The following is a 20,207-nucleotide window of genomic DNA, read 5'->3' on the forward strand; positions in this document are numbered from 1 at the left end:
CCCGTGCTTAGGCCTCGAATGCAGGTCTGTGCGGGTTGCTCAAGGAATTGTGGAACTACTGGTTAAGGGTTCTCGCGGTGGTGATGCCGCCGACTTAGTACTGCGGAGCGTGCTCCGTGTGGAACGGCGGCCGCGGATCCGGGCGGGTTCTTGTTTGCTGGCGCGCTGTTGGGTCCTGAGGCAACACACGTTGTTTCTGGTGTGGTGTTTGAGAACTGTAGAGTGGATGCGAGCATCTTTGTGGTCAAGTTGTTAAGGGCACATGGTGGATGTCTTGGCTTCAGGAGCCGATGAAGGACGTGGGAGGCTGCGATATGCCTCGGGGAGCTGTCAACCGAGCTGTGATCCGAGGATTTCCGAATGGGGAAACCCAGCACCAGTGATGTGGTGTTACCCGCCGGTGAATATATAGCCGGTGTGGAGGGAACGCGGGGAAGTGAAACATCTCAGTACCCGCAGGAAGAGAAAACAAAAGTGATTCCGTGAGTAGTGGCGAGCGAAAGCGGATGAGGCTAAACCGTTTGCATGTCAAGCTGTCAGGCGTTGTGCGGGCGGGGTCGTGGGACCCACCTTGGAGAGACTGACATTTCTCCGGATGTACGCGATGGTTAGCGGAACGCCTTGGGACGGGCGGCCGGAGCGGGTGAGAGCCCCGTACGCGAAAGCTGTCGTCGTAGGTCTTGGTGGTGTTCCCGAGTAGCAGCGAGCTCGTGGAATTTGCTGTGAATCTGCCGGGACCACCCGGTAAGCCTAAATACTTCCTGGAGACCGATAGCGGACGAGTACCGTGAGGGAAAGATGAAAAGTACCCCGGGAGGGGAGTGAAAGAGTACCTGAAACCGTGTGCCTACAAGCCGTCAGAGCGTTTCGGCGTGATGGCGTGCCTTTTGAAGAATGAGCCTGCGAGTTAGTGCTGCGTGGCGAGGTTAACCCGGGTGGGGTAGCCGTAGCGAAAGCGAGTCCGAACAGGGCGTTTGAGTCGCGTGGTCTAGACCCGAAGCGGAGTGATCTACCCATGGCCAGGGTGAAGCGACGGTAAGACGTCGTGGAGGCCCGAACCCACTTAGGTTGAAAACTGAGGGGATGAGCTGTGGGTAGGGGTGAAAGGCCAATCAAACTCCGTGATAGCTGGTTCTCCCCGAAATGCATTTAGGTGCAGCGTCGCGTGTTTCTTGCCGGGGGTAGAGCTACTGGATGGTCTAGGGGCCTTACCGGGTTACCGAAATCAACCAAACTCCGAATACCGGTTAGTGAGAGCGCGGCAGTGAGACGGCGGGGGATAAGCTTCGTCGTCGAGAGGGAAACAGCCCAGAACACCAGCTAAGGCCCCTAAGTGTGTGCTCAGTGGGAAAGGATGTGGGATTGCCCAGACAACCAGGAGGTTGGCTTAGAAGCAGCCACCCTTGAAAGAGTGCGTAATAGCTCACTGGTCAAGTGGTCCTGCGCCGACAATGTAGCGGGGCTTAAGCACACCGCCGAAGCTGTGTCATTGACACAATAGATCCGCAGGGGCTTTCGGGCTCTTGTGCAGTCGTGTTGATGGGTAGGGGAGCGTCCTGCATCCAGGGAAGCGGCCGCGGAAGCGAGTCGTGGAGGGTGCGGGAGTGAGAATGCAGGCATGAGTAGCGAATGCAGAGTGAGAAACTCTGCCGCCGGATGACCAAGGGTTCCTGGGCCAGGCTAATCCGCCCAGGGTAAGTCGGGACCTAAGGCGAGGCCGACAGGCGTAGTCGATGGACAACGGGTTGATATTCCCGTACCCGAGCATGTGCGCCCATGGCGAGGCGGTTGACACTAACCACCCGAAGCCGCAGGCAATGTCTTCGGACGGAGTCTGTGTGTGGAGCGTGGGACCTGATTCCGTAGTAGTCAAGCGATGGGGTGACGCAGGAAGGTAGCTCCGCCAGGCGATGGTTGTCCTGGTGTAAGCGTGTAGGCCGGGACATAGGCAAATCCGTGTTCCGTTGAGGCTGAGACGTGATGCGTAGCCGTTTGAGGCGAAGCGGGTGATCCTATGCTGTCGAGAAAAGCCTCTAGTGAGTGCATGCACGGCCCGTACCCCAAACCAACACAGGTGGTCAGGTAGAGAATACCAAGGCGATCGGGTGAACTGTGGTTAAGGAACTCGGCAAAATGCCCCCGTAACTTCGGGAGAAGGGGGGCCAAGCACTGTGAAGCCCTTCGCGGGTGGAGCGGTGGTTGGCCGCAGAGACCAGCGGAAAGCGACTGTTTACTAAAAACACAGGTCCATGCGAAGTCGCAAGACGATGTATATGGACTGACGCCTGCCCGGTGCTGGAACGTTAAGAGGACCGGTTAACTCCTTCGGGGGTGAAGCTGAGAATTTAAGCGCCAGTAAACGGCGGTGGTAACTATAACCATCCTAAGGTAGCGAAATTCCTTGTCGGGTAAGTTCCGACCTGCACGAATGGCGTAACGACTTTCCGGCTGTCTCGACCACAGGCCCGGCGAAATTGCATTACGAGTAAAGATGCTCGTTACGCGCGGCAGGACGGAAAGACCCCGGGACCTTTACTATAGTTTGGTATTGGTTTTCGGTTCGGCTTGTGTAGGATAGGTGGGAGACTGTGAAGCGCTCACGCTAGTGGGTGTGGAGTCGTTGTTGAAATACCACTCTGGTCGGATTGGGAATCTGAACCTCGGACCATGATCTGGTTCAGGGACAGTGCCTGATGGGTAGTTTAACTGGGGCGGTTGCCTCCTAAAGGGTAACGGAGGCGCCCAAAGGTTCCCTCAGCCTGGTTGGCAATCAGGTGTCGAGTGCAAGTGCACAAGGGAGCTTGACTGTGAGACAGACATGTCGAGCAGGGACGAAAGTCGGGACTAGTGATCCGGCACCTCCTGGTGGAAGGGGTGTCGCTCAACGGATAAAAGGTACCCCGGGGATAACAGGCTGATCTTGCCCAAGAGTCCATATCGACGGCATGGTTTGGCACCTCGATGTCGGCTCGTCGCATCCTGGGGCCGGAGTAGGTCCCAAGGGTTGGGCTGTTCGCCCATTAAAGCGGCACGCGAGCTGGGTTTAGAACGTCGTGAGACAGTTCGGTCCCTATCCGCCGCGCGCGCAGGATACTTGAGGAAGGCTGTCCCTAGTACGAGAGGACCGGGACGGACGGACCTCTGGTGTGCCAGTTGTCACGCCAGTGGCATGGCTGGTTGGCTATGTTCGGAAGGGATAACCGCTGAAGGCATCTAAGCGGGAAGCCTGTTCCAAGATGAGGTATCCCACCCCTTTGTGGGTTAAGGCCCCCAAGAGACGATTGGGTTGATAGGCCAGAAATGGAAGCACAGTAATGTGTTGTCGAGTTGACTGGTACTAATAGGCCGAGGACTTGCCTACGAAGATGTTGCGCATCCACTCTACGGTTCTGAAACACCACGCTGGTGCGTGTGTTGTTTCGGAGTGTTTCGGTGGTTTTAGCGTCAGGGAAACGCCCGGTCCCATTCCGAACCCGGAAGCTAAGCCTGACTGCGCCGATGGTACTGCAACCGAAGGGTTGTGGGAGAGTAGGACACCGCCGAACTTACTTTGGATAGGTCTGGGCCCCGGTCCGAGAACCCTTGGTGGTTCTCCCGGGGCCCAGACTCATGTTCGCGTCCGCTCGAGCCGCGCGGGGACCGCTGAGGTCCGCCCGCGCGAGGTTGCTCCGAACGGGCCCGTAGGATAGTCAATCGGCCCTCGTACGGAGGGCCGTCCTCAGAATTACACAGTTGTCTATGGCAGGAGGCCAGGTGTCCGAGTTCGGTCGACGAGACTCAGCGGATGAGGGGTCCGGTCGGTCGGCTCGCCGCGACCAGGACTCCCGCGGCGGCAGGTCCGACGCGCCCCGGGGAGACCGGCGCGGCGCGCGGCAGGACCGCGGCGGTCGGGACAGCGGCCACCAGGGCCGGCCACGGCGGGACGACCGCGGCGCACGCGGGACCGGCGGATTCGCCGGCCGCCCCGACCGCGGCGACGGCCCCCGCGAGAACCGCGGATACGCCGGGAAACGCGACGGCGACCGCGACTTCCGCCCTCGTGGCAAGCGCGATTTCGACCGGCCCCAAGGCAAATCTTACGGCGACCGTTCCGGCGGACCCGGCGGCAAGTCCTACGGGGACCGCTCCGGGCGCCCCGAGGGACGCTCGTCCTACGGTGACCGTTCGGAAGGGCGATCGTCTTACGGCGAGCGCTCCGGCGGACGCTGGAACGACGATCGACGCGGCGGCGACGACCGTCGTGGCGGTTACTCGGGCGGCGACGACCGGCGCGGATCGGGCGGATATCGCGGCAAGGACTCCCAAGGCGGCGGATTCCGCGACGATCGGCGCGGGTCCGGAGGATTCCGCGACAACGACCGCCGCGGCGGTTACGGCGACCGCGACAACCGCGGCGGCAAGCCCGGCGATCGCGATGCGCGCGGCGGCAAGCCCGGCGGATACCGGGACCGTGACGACCGCGGTCCGCGCGAGGGCGGATTCCGTGGCGGGAACCGGGGTTCCGGCGGATTCCGCGACGATCGGTCCGGTGCGAACCGGGGAGAGCGGCGCGACGACCGCGGGTTCCGCAACGACCGCGACGAGCGCGGGGGCAACCGTCCGGGCGGGTTCCGCAACGACCGCCGGGACGAGGGCGGTTACCGCGGGGATCGCAGGGACGACCGCTCCGGTGGGTTCCGTGACAACCGTCGCGACGAGCGGTCGGGCGGGTTCCGTGGCGAGCGTCGCGACGAGGGCGGTTACCGCGGGGACCGTCGGGATGACCGTTCCGGTGGGTTCCGCAACGAGCGTCGCGATGACCGTTCAGGCGGATTCCGCAACGACCGCCGGGACGAGGGCGGTTACCGCGGGGATCGCAGGGACGACCGCTCTGGCGGGTTCCGCAACGAGCGTCGCGATGAGGGCGGCTACCGGGGCGACCGGCGGGACGACCGGTCCGGCGGAAAGCGGCCTGGCGGGGACCGTCGGGACGAGCGTTCGGGCGGGTTCCGGAAGGACCAGCGCGACGGTGGTTTCCGGAACGACCGGCAGGACGAGGGTTTCCGCGGGCGGCGTGCCGAGGTCGAGGAGACTTCGGCGGCTGCGGTCGAGGAATCCGCGGTAGTCGAAGAAGCGACTGCGGGCGCCGAGCAGGGCGTCGCTGACGTCCAGTCGGCGGGGGACCAGGCCGGGCAGGACGCGAGCGTCGAGGCCGCTCAGGGCCAGGAACCACGCGACCCGAGTGGCGAGCGCGCTGAGCGGGAAGAGCGTCGGCAGCGCGACGACCGTGGCGATCGCGGTGACCGCGACAGCCGCGGCGACCGTGGCGGCCGGGACAGCCGGGACAGCCGTGGCGACCGTCGCGAGCGCAGGGACGACCGTCCCCGCGGCAAGCGGCCGGTGACCGTCGAGGAACAGGACGCTGCCCTCGCCCGCGAGCTGCTCGAAGCGCCGGAACTGCCTGAGGACATCGAGTTCTCCGACCTCGACGAGGAGGTCCGCCGGGAGCTGCGGACCCTGCCGAAGGGGCTCGCGGAGACCGTCGGGAAGCACCTGGTCGCCGCCGGCGGGCTGATCGACGACGACCCGGAGGCCGCGCTCGAGCACGCCCGGTACGCGAAGACCAAGGCGTCGCGCGTGCCGATCGTCCGCGAAGGGCTCGGGCTGGTCGCCTACCACGCGGGCAACTGGCAGGAAGCGCTGTCCGAACTGCGCGCCGTCCGGCGGATGACGCGCAGCGACGAGCACATCGCGATCATCGCGGACGCCGAGCGCGCGCTCGGCCGTCCGGAGCGAGCCCTGGATCTGGCCAAGGAGACCGACAAGGAACGGCTCACCAAGGCGACCCAGGTCGAGCTGGCGATCGTCGCGGCCGGTGCGCGGCGCGATCTCGGGCAGCTGGACGCGGCGGTCGTGTCGCTGCAGGGGCCGGACCTCCAGGCGGGCAAACGCGACCCGTGGAGCGCGCGCCTGTTCTACGCGTACGCCGACAACCTCGAGGCTGCCGGACGCAAGGAAGAGGCCGTGCAGTGGTTCCTCAACGCCGCTGAAGCCGACGCCGAGGACGAGACCGACGCCGCCGAGCGGGCCGCGGAGCTGGCGAACGAAGCGAACGGGGCGAATGGTTCCAGCGAGCCGAACGAGTCGGATGACTGACATGGCCTACGACGCGCTGTTGTTCGATCTCGACGGCACCGTGTACCACGGGCCGCAGGTGATCGAGGGCGCCGCGGAAACCGTGACCGCCGTGCGCGAGCAGGGCACGGCGGTCCGGTTCGTGACCAACAACGCGTCCAAGGCCCCGTCGGCGGTCGCGGAACACCTGCGGGACCTCGGGATCTCCGCGGACACCGAAGAGGTGCACACGAGCGCTCAGGCGGCAGCCGCGCTCCTTCAGGACCGGCTGCCCGCCGGGGCGAAGGTGCTCATCGTCGGCACCGCCGCGCTCGGCGACCAGATCGCCGCGGTCGGGCTGGAACCGGTGCGGACCGCGGGCGACGACGTTTCCGCGGTGGTGCAAGGACATTCGCCGGAAACCGGATGGGCGGACCTCGCCGAGGCGAGCATCGTCATCCGGGCGGGCGGGCTGTGGGTCGCCACGAACACCGACAGCACGCTGCCCACCGAGCGCGGGCTGATGCCGGGCAACGGATCCATGGTCGGGGCGCTGCGGATCGCCACGGACGCCGAGCCGGTCGTCGCGGGAAAACCGCAGCCGTTGTTGTTCGAGACGGCCGCGCGGTCGGCGGAGGCGAAGCGTCCGCTGGTGGTCGGGGACCGGCTCGACACCGACATCGCCGGTGCGGTCGCGGCGGGGCTCGACTCCCTGTGCGTCCTCACCGGCATCGCGACTCCGGCGACGCTGCTCACCGCGATTCCGGCGGAACGGCCCACGCATCTTGGCGCCGACCTCACCGCGCTGGCGCAGCCGATCGACGAACTGCGCGTCGGAAAGCGGTCCGGCTGGGAGATCAGCGAGGGAGACACGCTGACCGTCCGCGGCGAGGGCGACAAGTTCGACCTGCTGCGTGCGCTGTGCGATTCGGCGTGGCGCACCGGGGTCGCGCAGGTGCGCGCGGACGGCGACGCGGCCGCGACGGCGGTAGCCGGGCTCGGGCTGGCCTGACTGGTAGTTTGGGGCTGTGCACCCGAACGTTCCGCGGCCGGTTCCCGGACCCCCGCCGATCCCCGGACCCGGCCCCCAGCAGACTGACCCGCGGGCCGGCATCGACGAGGCCGTCGCCGGGCTCGACGACCTCGACACGCTGCCGCCCGCCGAGCACGTGGACCGCTTCGAGGCCGTGCACACCGAGCTGACCGTGGCCCTGTCCAGCATCGACAAGGTCTGACCGGCGTGGCCAAACGGGCCAGGCTCGACGCGGAACTCGTGCGGCGCGGACTCGCCCGCTCCCGCGAACAAGCCTCCGCGCTCATCACCGGCGGAAAAGTCACCGTGCGCGGCATGGTCGCGACGAAACCCGCCACCGGCGTGGAAAACGACGCGCCGATCGTCGTGAAGGACGAGGACGACCCGGGCTGGGCGTCGCGCGGCGCGCACAAACTCCTTGGCGCGCTTGACCGTTTCGGTCCCGAAGGGCTGACCGTCGAAGGCCGCCGCTGCCTCGACGCGGGCGCGTCCACCGGCGGGTTCACCGACGTGCTGCTGCGGGGCGGCGCGGACAAGGTCATCGCCGCCGACGTCGGCCGTGGGCTGCTCGACTGGAAGCTGCAGACCGACGACCGCGTCGTGGTCCTGGACCGCACGAACGTCCGCAACCTGACCCCGGACGTCCTGGGCGGCCAGGTCGACCTCGTCGTCGGCGACCTCTCCTTCATCTCGCTCAAGCTCGTGCTGCCCGCCCTCGCGGAATGCGCGCGCGAAGGCGCGGATCTGCTGCCGATGGTCAAACCGCAGTTCGAGGTCGGCAAGGACCGGCTCGGCAGCGGCGGCGTCGTGCGCGATCCCGAACTGCGCGTCGAATCCGTGCTGGGCGTGCTCGCCGAAGCCGCGAAGCTCGGCCTGTCGCTGCGCGGGGTCGTGGCGAGCCCGCTGCCCGGGCCGTCCGGGAACGTCGAATACTTCGTGTGGCTCCGCAAAACGGGGCCGGAGGAAGCGGGCAGTGAAGCCGCCGGGGACGCCGAACCGCTCGTGCGCGCCGCAGTCCAGGAAGGACCCCAGTGACCGCCGAACGTGAAGTGCTCCTCGTGGTGCACCCCGACCGGGACACCACCCGGGAGGCTGCCCGCGAGGTGTCCCAGCGGTTCGCGAAGGCCGGGATCCGGCTGCGCGTGCTCGACGAGGACGTGCTCCGGTTGATCGACCCGGACGGCTGCATGGCCATGCCGTGCACCGTCGTCGCGCCCGAGCGCAATCCGGCCGAGGGGGCCGAGCTCGTGTTCGTGCTCGGCGGCGACGGAACCCTGCTGCGCGCGGCGGAACTCGCCCGTCCGGCCGAAGTCCCGGTGCTCGGCGTGAACCTCGGCCGCGTCGGCTTCCTCGCCGAGGCCGATTCGGACGCGCTCGCCGACGCCGTGCAGCGCGTGGTCGACCGCGAGTACCACGTCGAGGACCGGATGACGGTCGACGTCACGGTCACCGCCGACGGCGCGGAGATCTACCGGACGTGGGCGCTCAACGAAGCCAGCGTCGAGAAGTTCAGCCGCGAGCGGGTGCTCGACGCGCTGATCGAGGTCGACGGCCGCCCGGTGTCGTCCTTCGGCTGCGACGGCGTGCTCTGCGCGACGCCGACCGGCTCCACCGCGTACGCCTTCTCCGCGGGCGGGCCGGTGCTGTGGCCGGACGTCGAGGCGTTGCTCGTCGTGCCGAGCAACGCGCACGCGATGTTCTCCCGGCCGCTGGTCGTGTCACCCGAGTCGGTGATCACCGTCGGCATCGACCCGACCGGTCCGAAAGCGGCGCTGACCTGCGACGGACTGCGGACGTTCGATCTGCCGCCGGGTGCGCTGGTGCGCGTGGTGTGCGGCAAGCGGCCGGTCCGGCTGGTGCGGCTGTGGGACGGCGTGTTCACCGACCGGCTGGTGTACAAGTTCGGCCTGCCCGTGCGCAGCTGGCGCGACCGGCGCTCGGGAGACCGCTGAGCGCGACGCGCCCGCACAAGTGTTCGACCAGCGAAAAGAAGAGTTAGCGGACCTCGAACGCACAGAACGTCGGTGCGGGCCGCTACCGTATGCGTCGTGCTGGCCGAGATGCGCATCCAGGGCCTCGGAGTCATCGAGGAAGCCCTGCTGGAACTGCACCCGGGCTTCACCGTTGTCACCGGTGAGACGGGTGCGGGCAAGACCATGGTCGTCACCGGGCTGCACTTGCTGTCCGGCGGACGGGCCGAAGCGTCGAAGGTCCGGAACGGGATGCTGAAGGCATTCGTCGAGGGCCGGTTCACCGTGGGCGACGACGACGCGGCCGCCCGCATCGTCACCGACGCGGGAGCCGACGTCGACGAGGACGGGAGCGTCATCGCCCTGCGCACGGTCGCGGCCGACGGGCGCTCGCGGGCGCACCTCGGCGGCCGGTCGGTGCCGGTCGGGGTGCTGTCCGAGCTGTCCGAGCAGGTGATCGCCGTGCACGGGCAGAACGACCAGCTGCGGCTGCTGCGCCCGGCCGAGCAGCGCGCGGTGATCGACCGGTTCGCCGGCGAGGACGTCGGGCGGCCGCTCGCGGCGTACCGCCAGGTCCGCGAGGAATGGCTGGCCGTCCTCACCGAGCTGAGCGAGCGGTCCAACCGCTCCCGCGAGATGGCGCAGCAGGCGGACCTGCTGAAACACGGGCTGAACGAGATCGACGCGGTCGCGCCCGAACCCGGCGAGGACGTCGAGCTCACCGAGCAGATCAAGCGGCTCGCCGCGGTCGACGAACTCCGCGCGATGGCGACCGAAGCGCACGCGGCGGTGTCGGGCGCGCAGGACGGCGATCCGGACGCGCCGGGCGCGCTCGGCCTGGTCGGCGAGGCGGTGCGGCGGCTGGTGTCGGCGGAGGACTCCGCGCTGCGGGACCTCGTGCCGCGGCTGGAGGAAGCCTCCACGCTGCTGAGCGACGTCGGCGCGGAGCTGGGCAGCTACGTCGAGAATCTGGACGCCGACCCGGCGCTGCTGGAGAAGGTGCTCGCGCGCCAGGCCGATCTCAAACGGCTCACCCGCAAGTACGCCGCGGACGTCGACGGGGTGCTGGCGTGGGCCGAGGACGCGCGGCGGCGGCTCGAATCGATGGACACCTCCGAAGAAGCCTTGGCCGCGCTGGCGTTGCGCCGCGACGAGCTGGCCGTGCAGCTGGTCGCGCACGCCACTGAGGTTTCCGCCGCACGCGGCAAGGCGGCCGCCGAACTCGCCACGGCGATCACCAAGGAACTGTCCGGCCTCGCGATGGGCCAGGCGGAGCTGGAGATCACCGTCGAACAGCGTCCGGCCGAGCACGGCGACCGGCAGGCGCTCGCGATCGACGGACACGCGGTGCACGCGGGCCCGGACGGCGTGGACGACGTGGAACTGCTGCTGCGCGCGCACAACGGAGCGCCGCCGCTGCCGGTGCACAAGGCGGCTTCGGGCGGCGAGCTGTCGCGCGTGATGCTGGCGATCGAGGTCGTGCTGGCGCACGCGGACACCGTGCAGACGCTGGTGTTCGACGAGGTCGACGCGGGCGTCGGCGGCAGGGCCGCGGTGGAGATCGGACGGCGGCTGGCGCGGCTCGCGCGCACCCACCAGGTCCTGGTGGTCACGCACCTGCCGCAGGTCGCCGCGTTCGCCGACCAGCATCTGGTGGTGGACAAGGGAACCAGCGGCGGCGTCACGCGCAGCGGTGTGAAGACGCTCGACCAGAACGACCGGGTGCGCGAGCTGGCCCGGATGCTCGCGGGCATGGACGGCACCGAGACCGGCCGCGCGCACGCCGAGGAACTGCTTGCCACGGCGGAGAAAGACAAAGCGAAGAACGCCGGTGCGAAGCGCAAGCGCGCGAAGAAGGGCTGAGGCGGATCCGATGACCTGGGCCACGCTGGCCGATGTCGAAGCCGAACTCGCCCGCGCGCGGCGGGAGGACGATCTCGACCGTTTCCTCGAACTCCTCGGCGACGAGGAGCTGTTCGTGCCGATCCACCGGGACGAGGCGCAGCGGCTCGCGCGGGAGCGGACCTGGTCGCCCGCGAAAGTCTGCTGCGCGCACGACGGCGAACCCTCGTTGCAGGTGTTCACCCGCGGCGCGCTGCCGGATTTCGGCGCGGACGTGGTGTTCCTCAGCGGCGACCTCGACTGGGCCACGCACGGTCTCTGGCCAGGGGAGCAGGTCGTGTTCAACCGCGGCACCCTCGGCGAATGGCGGGTGAGCGCGGCGGACGTGCTGCCCTGGGTCGACGCGAACCCGCACCGGGTCACCGCGGTGGAGCAACAGGTCGAGCGGCTTTACACGGCCCGGTACGGAGTTCTCGACGGTCCGGTCGCGCACGCGCTCGCGTGCGGCGCGCATCAGGCGGTGCTGTCGGCCGAACCGTGGAACGTCCTCGACGCGCGCTATCACGATTACGTCGCCGAGGTCCGCGGCCTGCGCGACTGGTGGGGCGTCGCGGACGCGGCGGGCTGGCGGGCCGCGATGGACCGGCTGCTCGGCGATTCCTACCAGCTCACCACCGGAAACCTCGTGCTCGTGCTGCGCGCCCGCAGCGGGCTGGCGCTCGACGTGTACGCGTGGGTCGGCCTGGTCCGGCAGTGGTGCGCCGAAAACGGCGCCGACGACCAGGTCGGGCCGCTCGTCGACGCGGTGCGCCGGATCGTCCGGTACGAGCAGCGGTTCCGCGCCGACGGCCTGCTCGCGCCGGACGGAGTGGTGGACAGCATCATCGGCTGGGACGTCGGGCGCGCGGTCGAACTCGCCCGCTGGGGCCTCGCGGTCGGGTACTGCGACGCGCTCACCGCGGAGCTGATGGTGCTGGAGGCCGGCGCGATCGCCCGCCGCTACCACGGTTCGTGGGCGGAATTGTCCACCGGCTACGTGCTGGGCAGGCTGCTCGCGCTCGACGGCGAGGAATTCGGGCCGGAATACGCTTCGGCCGCCCGGGTCCGGCACCGGCTGCTGAACGATCCCGCGAGCCCCTGGTCGACCCTCGATTTCGAGGCGGGCGGACCGCACAGTTAACCCCGGCTCGCCGCGCCGCGCGACACGGCTCACCACAACGAGTCATGTCCGCTTCGGCGCGTCGGCTCCGTACCCACGCACAAATTTGTCACCATCAGCCACATGAAGCTCACTGGTCTTCTCGCGCGGAACCAAGAAGCCCTCCCCGGCGTCATCGGTGTCGCGCGGGTCGACCGGCGCACGCGGGAGCTGCTGCGCCGGGTCAGCCCGGGCGACATCGTCGTGCTCGACCAGCTCGACCTCGACCGGGCCACGGCCGACGCGCTGGTCGCCGCCGAGGTCGCCGCGGTGGTCAACGCGTCCCCGTCGATCTCCGGCCGGTTCCCCAACCTCGGCCCGGAAATCCTGGTGGCGGCGGGCATCCCGCTGGTCGACTCGGTCGGCGGCGAACTGCTGCGCACCGTCAAGGACGGCACGAAGCTGCGCGTGCACGAGGGCGCGGTCTACCTGGGGGAGCGGCAGCTGGCGACCGGGGTCGAGCAGACCTCCGAAAGCGTCGCCGACCAGATGATCGAGGCCAAGGCCGGGATGTCGACCCAGCTGGAAGCCTTCTCCGCCAACACGATCGAGTTCCTCCGCCGCGAGCGGACGCTGATCCTCGACGGCGTCGGCGTGCCGGAGCTGAAGGTCCCGGTGCGCGACCGGCACGTGCTGGTCGTCGCCGCCGGGAACGGGCACGCCGAGGACCTCAAGAAGCTCAAGAAGTACATCGGCGAGCACCGGCCGGTGCTGATCGGCGTCGACGCCGGCGCCGACACCCTGCGCGCGCAGGGCTACCAGCCCGACGTCATGGTCGGCGACCCGACCGGGATCGGCACCGCGACGCTGCGCAGCGGCGGCGAGGTCGTCGTCCCCGCGCAGCCGGACGGGCACGCGCCGGGCGTCGAGCGGATCCAGGACCTCGGCATCGGCGCGGTCACCTTCCCCGCGTCGGGCAACGCCGAGGACCTCGCCCTGCTGCTGGCCGACGCGCACGGCGCGAGCCTGGTGGTCACCGTCGGATTCCAGGCCACGCTGCGGGAATTCCTCGACCACGGCCGGTCCGGGTCGAACCCGTCCACGTTCCTCACGCGGCTCAAGCTCGGCACGAAGCTGGTCGACGGCAAGGCCGTCGCGACGCTGCACCGGGCCCGGGTGTCGCTCGGCGCGGTCGCGCTGCTCGTCCTCGCCGCCATCGTCGTCGTCATCGCCGCGCTGCTCGTCTCCGACGTCGGCTCCGTCTATCTCGAGTGGATCCAGCACACCTGGTCCACGTTCGTCGCCTGGGTGAAGGGTCTCTTCACGTGATTTCCCTGCGGTACCACATCGTTTCCATCACCGCGTGCTTCCTGGCGCTGGCCGTCGGCGTGGTGCTGGGCTCGACCGCGCTCAACGGTTCGCTGCTGTCCGGGCTCGCGGACCAGAAGAAAGACCTCGGCACCCAGGTGTCCGACCTCGAGGCGCAGCGCAACGCGCTCAACGCGCGGCTGTCCGACGCGGACGCGTTCGCCGGGACGATGGGCCCGAAGGTCGTCGCGGGCGCACTCGACAAGCGCAGCGTCGTCATCGTCACCACGCAGGACGCGCGCCCGGCCGACCGCGACGCGCTCAAGAAGCTCGTCGGCCAGTCCGGGGCCTCGGTCACCGGCGAACTGCAGCTCACCAACGCCTTCACCGACCCGGCCAAGGCCGACCAGTTGCGCGACGTCGTCACGCGGCTGCAGCCGGCCGGGGCGAAGTTCCCGACCGCGGGCGATTCCGGCACGCTCGCCGGCGCGCTGCTCGGTTCGGTGCTGCTGCTGGACAAAGCGAGCGCGAAACCGCAGTCGAGCGGCGACGAACTCGCCGCCGCGCTCGGCGGGCTGACCGACGGCGGTTTCGTGAAGCCGAGCCAGGGCGTGCAGCCCGCGCAGCTGGCGATCGTCCTGACCGGAGCCCAGCAGACCGGCGACGGCGCGGGGGACCGGGCCGCGACGATCGCCCGGTTCGCCGCGCAGATGGACCGTTCCGGCGCGGGCACCGTGCTCGCCGGGGACCCCGGTTCGGCCGAGGGCACCGGTCCGATCGGCGTGGTGCGCGCGGACACGTCGGCGACATCGATTCTGTCCACTGTGGACAACGCGGATTCGGCGGCGGGCCGGGTGGCGACCATTCTGGCGCTGCAGGAACAGCTCAACGGCGGATCGGGCCGCTACGGCATCGCGGGCAACGCACAGTCGATCGCGCCGGGTGTCGCCGCGCCGAGGAACTGAGACTTTTCGCCTCCCGCACAACAGCCGGCGGCGGCACCGGATTCCCTTCGTGGGTGAGGGAATCCGGTACCGCCGCCGGCTTGTGTGCGTCGTGGGCGGCGTGACCATGGTGCCCGTCGGTTCTGTCCGTTGTGGACGACGCAGATCGGCGACCGTGCTGGCGTTGGCGGGAACAGCTCGACGGCGGCACCGGGTCCCTCGGGGTGGGATTCCGGTGCCGCCGCCGGTATTCACGCGCCTGCCGCGGGGGTCAGCAGGTGCCGTTGTCGGCCCAGACCGCCGCGCTGCCGGGCGTTTCGCCCCGCGTCCACCACTTGGCGGACCAGCGGTGGCCGTTGTAGGACACCACCGCGCCGCCGTTGTAGGACTGGGAGGCGCTCCATGCTGCCGGGCACGCGGTCGTCGGACCGCCGCCGCCGGAGCAGGCTCCGTTGTCCGTCCAGACGTCCGAGGTGCCGGGCTGCTCGCCCTGCGTCCACCACTTCGCCGTCCAGGTGTGGTTGTCGTACGACACGACCGCGCCGCCGTTGTACGCCTTGCCGGAGTCCCAGGCCGCTGCCGTGCACTGGCCGCCCGGCGGAGTCGTGGGAGCGGTGGGCGTGGTCGGGGTCGTCGGAGTGGTCGGGGTCGTGGGCGTCGTCGGCGTGGTTGGCGTCGTCGGCGGCGGGCCGGAGCAGCCCTCCGTCGGCGCGGCGAGCCCGTCCACCACGGCGTGGAACAGCGTCGAGTCGGGATCAAGGTCGTAGAGCGAGAACATCATCGCGCCGCCGAGGCCGTTGCAGTGGATGTAATCCGTCCGCGCCTTGATCGACTGTTTCGACGAACCGCCGTAGAAACTCGTCCCGTCGTAGAACCACGCGGATTGCGTTGTGGGGTCCCAGAACGTGTCCGCCGGGTTGTCGACCACGCCGGAGAGTTCCTTGTACATCGCGACGCCGGGCACGTTGCCGCTCAAGGGATGCGGAGCGGACGGACCGGTCGCGGTTTGGTACAGCCCGTGGTTCGAGCCGGCGGGCACACCGGTCCAGCCGCGGTAGTAGAACGGGATGCCCAGCGTCAGCTTCGACGCCGGGAACCCGCCGGGGATGCCGTACGCCGGATCGCCTTGCGTGTACGCCTTCATCACCTGGTCGATGGTGTACTTTTCGGTGCCCGGCGGGACGTTCGAGGACGGGTCGTTCGGCGAGGGGTAGAGCGGGTCCTGGAAGTTCGTCGGGCCGGTCTTGTCCCACGCGCCGTGCATGTCGTAGGTCATCGGGTCGGCGAAGTCCAGGTACTGGTGGATCTTGTCGGTCTGGATCTTCGCGATCTTGTCCTGGCCGCCGGGCAGGGCGGCCGAGAGCGCGTAGTGCTTGCCCAGCGCGTCCAGCTGGCCGCGGAACTCGGCGAGCAGCGCGGTGAAGTTCTGGGTGTCGTTCGGGCTGTAGTGGTTGCCCGTGTGCCCGCCGGGGTGCGCCGGGTACTCCCAGTCGATGTCGAACCCGTCGAAGATGTTCGCCGCGGTGCCGGGGCCGCCGAAGCCGCCCGCGGCCGGGATGTTGCCCTTGACGAACATGTCGATGCAGGAGCTGACGAACTTCTTGCGCGAGGCGTCCGTGGCCGCGGCGTCGGAGAAGTACTTCGAGTAGGTCCAGCCGCCGAGCGACAGCAGCACCTTCAGGTTCGGGTGCCGCGCCTTGAGTTCCTGCAGCTGGTGGAAGTTGCCGACGATCGGCATGGTGTAGGTGTCCGCGGTGCCGTCGACGCTGATGTCCGAGCCGAACGACTTCTGGTAATCGGCGAACTGGTCGCCCGCGCCGTCGCCGGCGTTCGGGTCGTCCTCGCCGCCCGGGTCCGGCGTCGTGGCCTTGGTCGTCTCGAAGCAGGTGAGGTTGTTCGGGTCGATGTTCTCGAAGTCGTAGAGCAGGTAGTCGATGTTGTCGGCGATCTTGTCGACGTTCTTCAGGTAGTACGCGTTCTGGTAGATGCTCCATTGGTCGAAGTAGGCGATGCGCGTCCCTCCCGAGGAGGGCGCGGGCGTCGCGGTGGCCGGGGCGGGCCGGGCCAGGATGGCGAGACCGGCCACGACCACGGCGGCCAGGGCGGCGCAGGCCACGGCCAGCGGTCTCAAGGTCCGGTGGGGCATGAGCGTTTCTCCCTCGCACAAGCGAAGTCCGCTCGCCGCACCGGAATGCGCGGCAAGCGTCGGACGTCGGGTGATCACTGCAGGAGCGGGGGCCGGCCCGGGTTCGAATGTGAACCAGGGCACAGCCGGAGTCAATACTGTGGACTAGACCAATTTCCCGGCGTGGGCGAATTGTGGTGAAGTGTCCGGAAAGGCCCGACGAACGGCCTGTTCCAGGCGGGGCCAGTGGTCCGGACCACAGGTTCACCCGGACGGGTGTGGCTGACCCGACATCCGCGCCGCACGGCATCAGCCGGGTCTCAGGAAGATCATGGGTGGCTCACAGCCGCGGACGAGAGCCTGGCACCATGAGCGCCAACGACCCCGGGAGCACGGCCGAACGATGACCACTACCGAGATCCCGCTCGTCCGCGCGGACGAGCCGGCGCCCGCCAGATCGCCGCACCTGCGTCAGCTCGATCTGTACCGGGTGATCACCTTCGCCCTGGTCATTCTCATCCACGTGATCGGCTCCACGACCTTCCCGCAGGACGTCGTCGCCGACGCGTTCCAGACGCCGCTGCACCTGACCCGCGAAGCCTTCTTCGCGCTGACCGCGTTCGTGCTTGTGTTCCAGTACCGCGACCGGCCGGTGCAGCCCGGGAAGTTCTGGCGCAGGCGGTTCCCGCTGGTCGCCGTTCCGTACGTGGTGTGGACGGTGATCTACCGCGTCTATTCGCTGATCACCTCGGACCAGCCGTTCGGGTCGATCAGCGCGCAAGTGCGCACGCTCGGGCTGGACCTGCTCACCGGGAACGCCTGGTACCACATGTATTTCATGCTGGTGACGCTGCAGGTGTACCTGCTGTTCCCGCTGCTGGTGAAGCTGATCGGCCTGATCCGCCGCCGTCCGTGGACCGTGCTGGCGTGCTCCGGCGCGCTTCAGGCGGCGGTGGCGGTCTTCATGAGCTATCCGCCCGCCGCGCTGGGCTACGGCTTCGTCAGCAAGTTCTTCGCGACCTTCGTCGTCTACCAGTTCTACATGCTGCTCGGCACCGCGGCGGCGGTGCACTTCGAGGCGATGCACGCTTGGCTGCGCACGCATTCGCGCTGGGTGCTGCTGGCGATGGCGGGCGGGCTGGCTGTCGCGGAGACCGGCTATTTCGTGAGCGTCCATTTCGGAGAGTGGCCGGAGATGGCGTCGGACGCCTTCCGCCCGTACCTGATCCCGTGGTTCGTCGCGGTGATCGCCGGGATTTACCTCGCGGGCGCGCGCTGGGCGGAGGGCAGGCAGCGCGGCGGGCGGTTCGTGTCCTGGGCGGTGAACCGGTCGTTCGCGGTGTTCCTGACCCACCCGATCGCGATCGCGCTGCTGGACCCGTTGTTCGTCTTCGTCGGCGACCGGTACGGCGCGCCGTGGACGACGCTGGCGGCGTACCCGGCGACAGTGGCGCTGACCTTCGGGATCGTCGAGGTGCTGAGGCGGCTGCCGTGGAGCAAGGCGCTGACCGGGCGCGCCCGGGTCCCGGTGCGCGCCTGAACGGTCATGCGCCGGGCCAGGCCCGGTGTTTCTCGAGCGGACGGGCGTAGGACCCGGCCCGGCTGGTGCGCAATCCCAGCGCCACCAGCGATTCCGCGAGCCGGACCGCGGCCGCGACGCCGTCGACCACCGGAACGTCGAGCATCGCGGACATCTTGCGGTCCAGTCCGGTCATCCCGGCGCAGCCGAGCACGAGCACCTCGGCTCCGGCGTCGCGGGCCCGCAACCCGGCGGTGAGCAGCGCGGATTCGGTTCGTTCCTCGTCGCGCAGCTCCAGCACGCTCAGCCCGGTCCCGACGACCGCGACGCAGTTCCGGTCCACTCCGGCGGAGTGCAGGCTGTCCTCGATCAGTCCGCAGGTGCGGTCGAGCGTCGTCACCACTCCGTACCGGCGGCCGAGCAGCCCGGCCAGATGCGCCGCGGCCTCGGTGATGTCGACGACCGGCACGTCCAGCAGTTCCCGCGCGCCCTCTCGGCCGTGCTCGCCGAACCCGGCGAGCACGACCGCGTCGAACGTTTCCTCGGTGGTGCGCAACAGGTCCAGCACCGCCGCGGCGGACAGGAAGCTGTCCAGCCAGCCCTCGGCCGATTCCGGGCCCCACTTCGGCGTCCGGGCGACGATCTCGGTGCCGGGGCTGGCCGCCGCCCGTGCCCCGGTCTCGATCTCCTTCGTCATGGCCTCGGTGGTGTTGCAGTTGGTGACGAGGATCCGCATCAAGCCCTCCGCTGGCGGTACGAAACGGCGTAGTAGAGCAGCCCGGCGCTGGCGGTGCCGAGGAACCAGGAGTACGGCGCGGCCGGCGCGAAGAACGGCACCAGCGCTACTACCGCGGACAGCACGGCGCACGGGAAGAAGGCCGCCATCGCGCGCGGATTCACCTTGGGGTACTTGCCGTCGCGGACGAACAGCTGCTCGACGTCGACCTTGCCGCGGCGGATCAGGTAGTAGTCGACGATCATGATCCCGAACAGCGGCCCGAGGAACGCGCCGAGCCCGCCGAGGAAATAGTTGACCACCACCGGCGACGAGTAGAGCTTCCACGGCAGCACGCACAGCGCGGCGACGGCGCTGATCATGCCGCCGACGGTGAACGAGATCCGCTTGGGCCAGATGTTGGCCAGGTCGTAGGCGGGGGAGACGAAGTTCGCGACGATGTTCACGCCCATGGTGGCGATGGCGAAGGTCAGCGCGCCGATGATCAGCACCGGGGTGTTGTGCACGCGGGCGAGCAGCTCGGCCGGGTCGGTGATCGCCTCGCCGAACACCTGCAGGCTGCCCGCGGTGACGATCACCGACAGCAGCGCGAACGCTGTCGAGTTCACCGGAAGGCCCCAGAAGTTGCCGCGCCGCACCGTTTTCTGGTCGGGGGCGTTGCGGGAGAAATCGCAGAAGTTGAGCATCAGCGTGCCGTAGGTGGACAGGATCAGCCCGGCCGCGCCGAACCACTGCCGCACCTGCTCGCCGCCGGACAGGTGCCGCGGGCTGCTGGTGAACGAGATGTGCCAGTGGCTCGCCGCGAGGATCCACACCGCGAGCGCGATCATCACGATCCAGATCAGCGGGCCGCACCAGTCCTGGAACTTCCGCACCGCCTCCATGCCGCGGGTGAGCACGAGCGCCTGCACCAGCCACAGTGCCACGAAACAGATCCAGCCGAGCGCGTGCAGGCCGAGGAAACTGTGCTCGGTCAACGGTTTCAGGCCGGGGTCGATCGCCAGCACGAGCAGTGTGATGGCGACGCTGGCGAGATAGGTCTGGATGCCGTACCAGAAGATCGCGATCACCGCGCGGATCAGCGCGGGCAGGTTCGCGCCGAACGTGCCGAAGCTGATCCGCGCGACCACCGGGAACGGGACGCCGGTGCGCTGCCCGATCCGGCCCATCAGGTTCATCCCGAAGAAGATGATCACGAACCCGAACAGCAGCGCGGTGAACACCTGCCAGGCCGACAGCCCGAGCACGAACAGCCCGGCGGCGAAGGTGTAGTTGCCGAGGTTGTGCACGTCCGACATCCAGAGCGCGAAGATGTCGTAGACCTTCCAGCGCCGCTCCTTCGCGGGCGCGAGGTCCTCGTTCCACAGCCGCGGGTCGGGTTCCCGCTGGACGGTTGCGCTGGTTTCGGTGGACGGGGCGTGCGTCATTGCAGACCTCCGGTCGACGTGCCGGCAGCTTTGGTATCCCAAACTTGGAATCCCAAATATCGCCCCGCGCGG

General features: G+C 68.6%; 13 protein-coding genes and 2 rRNA genes. 12 read left to right on the top strand and 3 right to left on the bottom strand.

Annotated features, from left to right (window positions below):
- Positions 1–242 precede the first annotated feature (242 nt).
- The 11 genes from ATK30_RS37005 to ATK30_RS37055 all read left to right on the top strand — a co-directional run bounded on the left by ATK30_RS37005 (position 243) and on the right by ATK30_RS37055 (position 14,349).
- Positions 243–3,361: ribosomal RNA gene (locus ATK30_RS37005) — 23S ribosomal RNA — on the top strand.
- 67 nt (positions 3,362–3,428) lie between these two features.
- Positions 3,429–3,545, top strand: a 5S ribosomal RNA gene (gene rrf, locus ATK30_RS37010).
- Positions 3,546–3,753: 208 nt separating this feature from the next.
- Positions 3,754–6,135, top strand: coding sequence for a hypothetical protein (locus ATK30_RS46980; RefSeq protein ID WP_101439395.1), 2,382 nt, complete (start codon positions 3,754–3,756; stop codon positions 6,133–6,135).
- The gene (locus ATK30_RS37020) at positions 6,128–7,105 is read left to right on the top strand and encodes an HAD-IIA family hydrolase (protein ID WP_101439396.1); all 978 of its coding nucleotides are present in this window, start codon (positions 6,128–6,130) and stop codon (positions 7,103–7,105) included. Before ATK30_RS46980 ends, ATK30_RS37020 begins: the two co-directional genes overlap by 8 nt.
- Before the next feature lie 16 nt (positions 7,106–7,121).
- Positions 7,122–7,328 carry a hypothetical protein gene (locus tag ATK30_RS37025; protein ID WP_009079580.1) on the top strand — a complete coding sequence of 69 codons (207 nt, stop codon included), beginning with the start codon at positions 7,122–7,124 and terminating at the stop codon, positions 7,326–7,328.
- A 5-nt stretch (positions 7,329–7,333) separates the two neighbouring features.
- Positions 7,334–8,161, top strand: coding sequence for a TlyA family RNA methyltransferase (locus ATK30_RS37030; RefSeq protein ID WP_101439397.1), 828 nt, complete (start codon positions 7,334–7,336; stop codon positions 8,159–8,161).
- Entirely contained in the window at positions 8,158–9,078 is a 921-nt protein-coding gene (locus tag ATK30_RS37035) for an NAD kinase (RefSeq protein WP_101439398.1), read from the top strand. Before ATK30_RS37030 ends, ATK30_RS37035 begins: the two co-directional genes overlap by 4 nt.
- 96 nt (positions 9,079–9,174) lie before the next feature.
- Complete coding sequence (gene recN / locus ATK30_RS37040; RefSeq protein WP_167442064.1) at positions 9,175–10,959, top strand: DNA repair protein RecN; 1,785 nt, start codon at positions 9,175–9,177, stop codon at positions 10,957–10,959.
- Positions 10,960–10,969: 10 nt separating this feature from the next.
- Positions 10,970–12,118, top strand: a complete 1,149-nt coding sequence (locus tag ATK30_RS37045; protein ID WP_167442065.1) for a DUF1266 domain-containing protein — start codon at positions 10,970–10,972, stop codon at positions 12,116–12,118.
- Positions 12,119–12,220: 102 nt separating this feature from the next.
- Positions 12,221–13,405, top strand: coding sequence for a putative cytokinetic ring protein SteA (gene steA / locus ATK30_RS37050; RefSeq protein ID WP_101439400.1), 1,185 nt, complete (start codon positions 12,221–12,223; stop codon positions 13,403–13,405).
- Positions 13,402–14,349 carry a copper transporter gene (locus ATK30_RS37055; RefSeq protein WP_101439401.1) on the top strand — a complete coding sequence of 316 codons (948 nt, stop codon included), beginning with the start codon at positions 13,402–13,404 and terminating at the stop codon, positions 14,347–14,349. Before steA ends, ATK30_RS37055 begins: the two co-directional genes overlap by 4 nt.
- A gap of 250 nt (positions 14,350–14,599) precedes the next feature.
- Here ATK30_RS37055 and ATK30_RS37060 read toward each other — a convergent pair whose 3' ends face one another.
- A complete protein-coding gene (locus ATK30_RS37060) occupies positions 14,600–16,474 on the bottom strand; it encodes a glycosyl hydrolase family 18 protein (protein WP_101439402.1) in 1,875 nt (624 codons plus the stop codon).
- Positions 16,475–16,856: 382 nt separating this feature from the next.
- Here ATK30_RS37060 and ATK30_RS37065 point away from each other — a divergent pair, with 382 nt between their 5' ends.
- Positions 16,857–17,993 carry an acyltransferase gene (locus ATK30_RS37065; protein WP_167442066.1) on the top strand — a complete coding sequence of 379 codons (1,137 nt, stop codon included), beginning with the start codon at positions 16,857–16,859 and terminating at the stop codon, positions 17,991–17,993.
- Between the two features lie 4 nt (positions 17,994–17,997).
- Here ATK30_RS37065 and ATK30_RS37070 read toward each other — a convergent pair whose 3' ends face one another.
- Positions 17,998–18,708 carry an aspartate/glutamate racemase family protein gene (locus ATK30_RS37070; protein ID WP_101439404.1) on the bottom strand — a complete coding sequence of 237 codons (711 nt, stop codon included), beginning with the start codon at positions 18,706–18,708 and terminating at the stop codon, positions 17,998–18,000.
- Positions 18,708–20,135, bottom strand: a complete 1,428-nt coding sequence (locus ATK30_RS37075; protein WP_101439405.1) for an NCS1 family nucleobase:cation symporter-1 — start codon at positions 20,133–20,135, stop codon at positions 18,708–18,710. Before ATK30_RS37075 ends, ATK30_RS37070 begins: the two co-directional genes overlap by 1 nt.
- Positions 20,136–20,207: the final 72 nt, after the last annotated feature.

This window comes from Amycolatopsis echigonensis (assembly GCF_002846615.1).
GTDB classification, from domain to species: domain Bacteria; phylum Actinomycetota; class Actinomycetes; order Mycobacteriales; family Pseudonocardiaceae; genus Amycolatopsis; species Amycolatopsis echigonensis.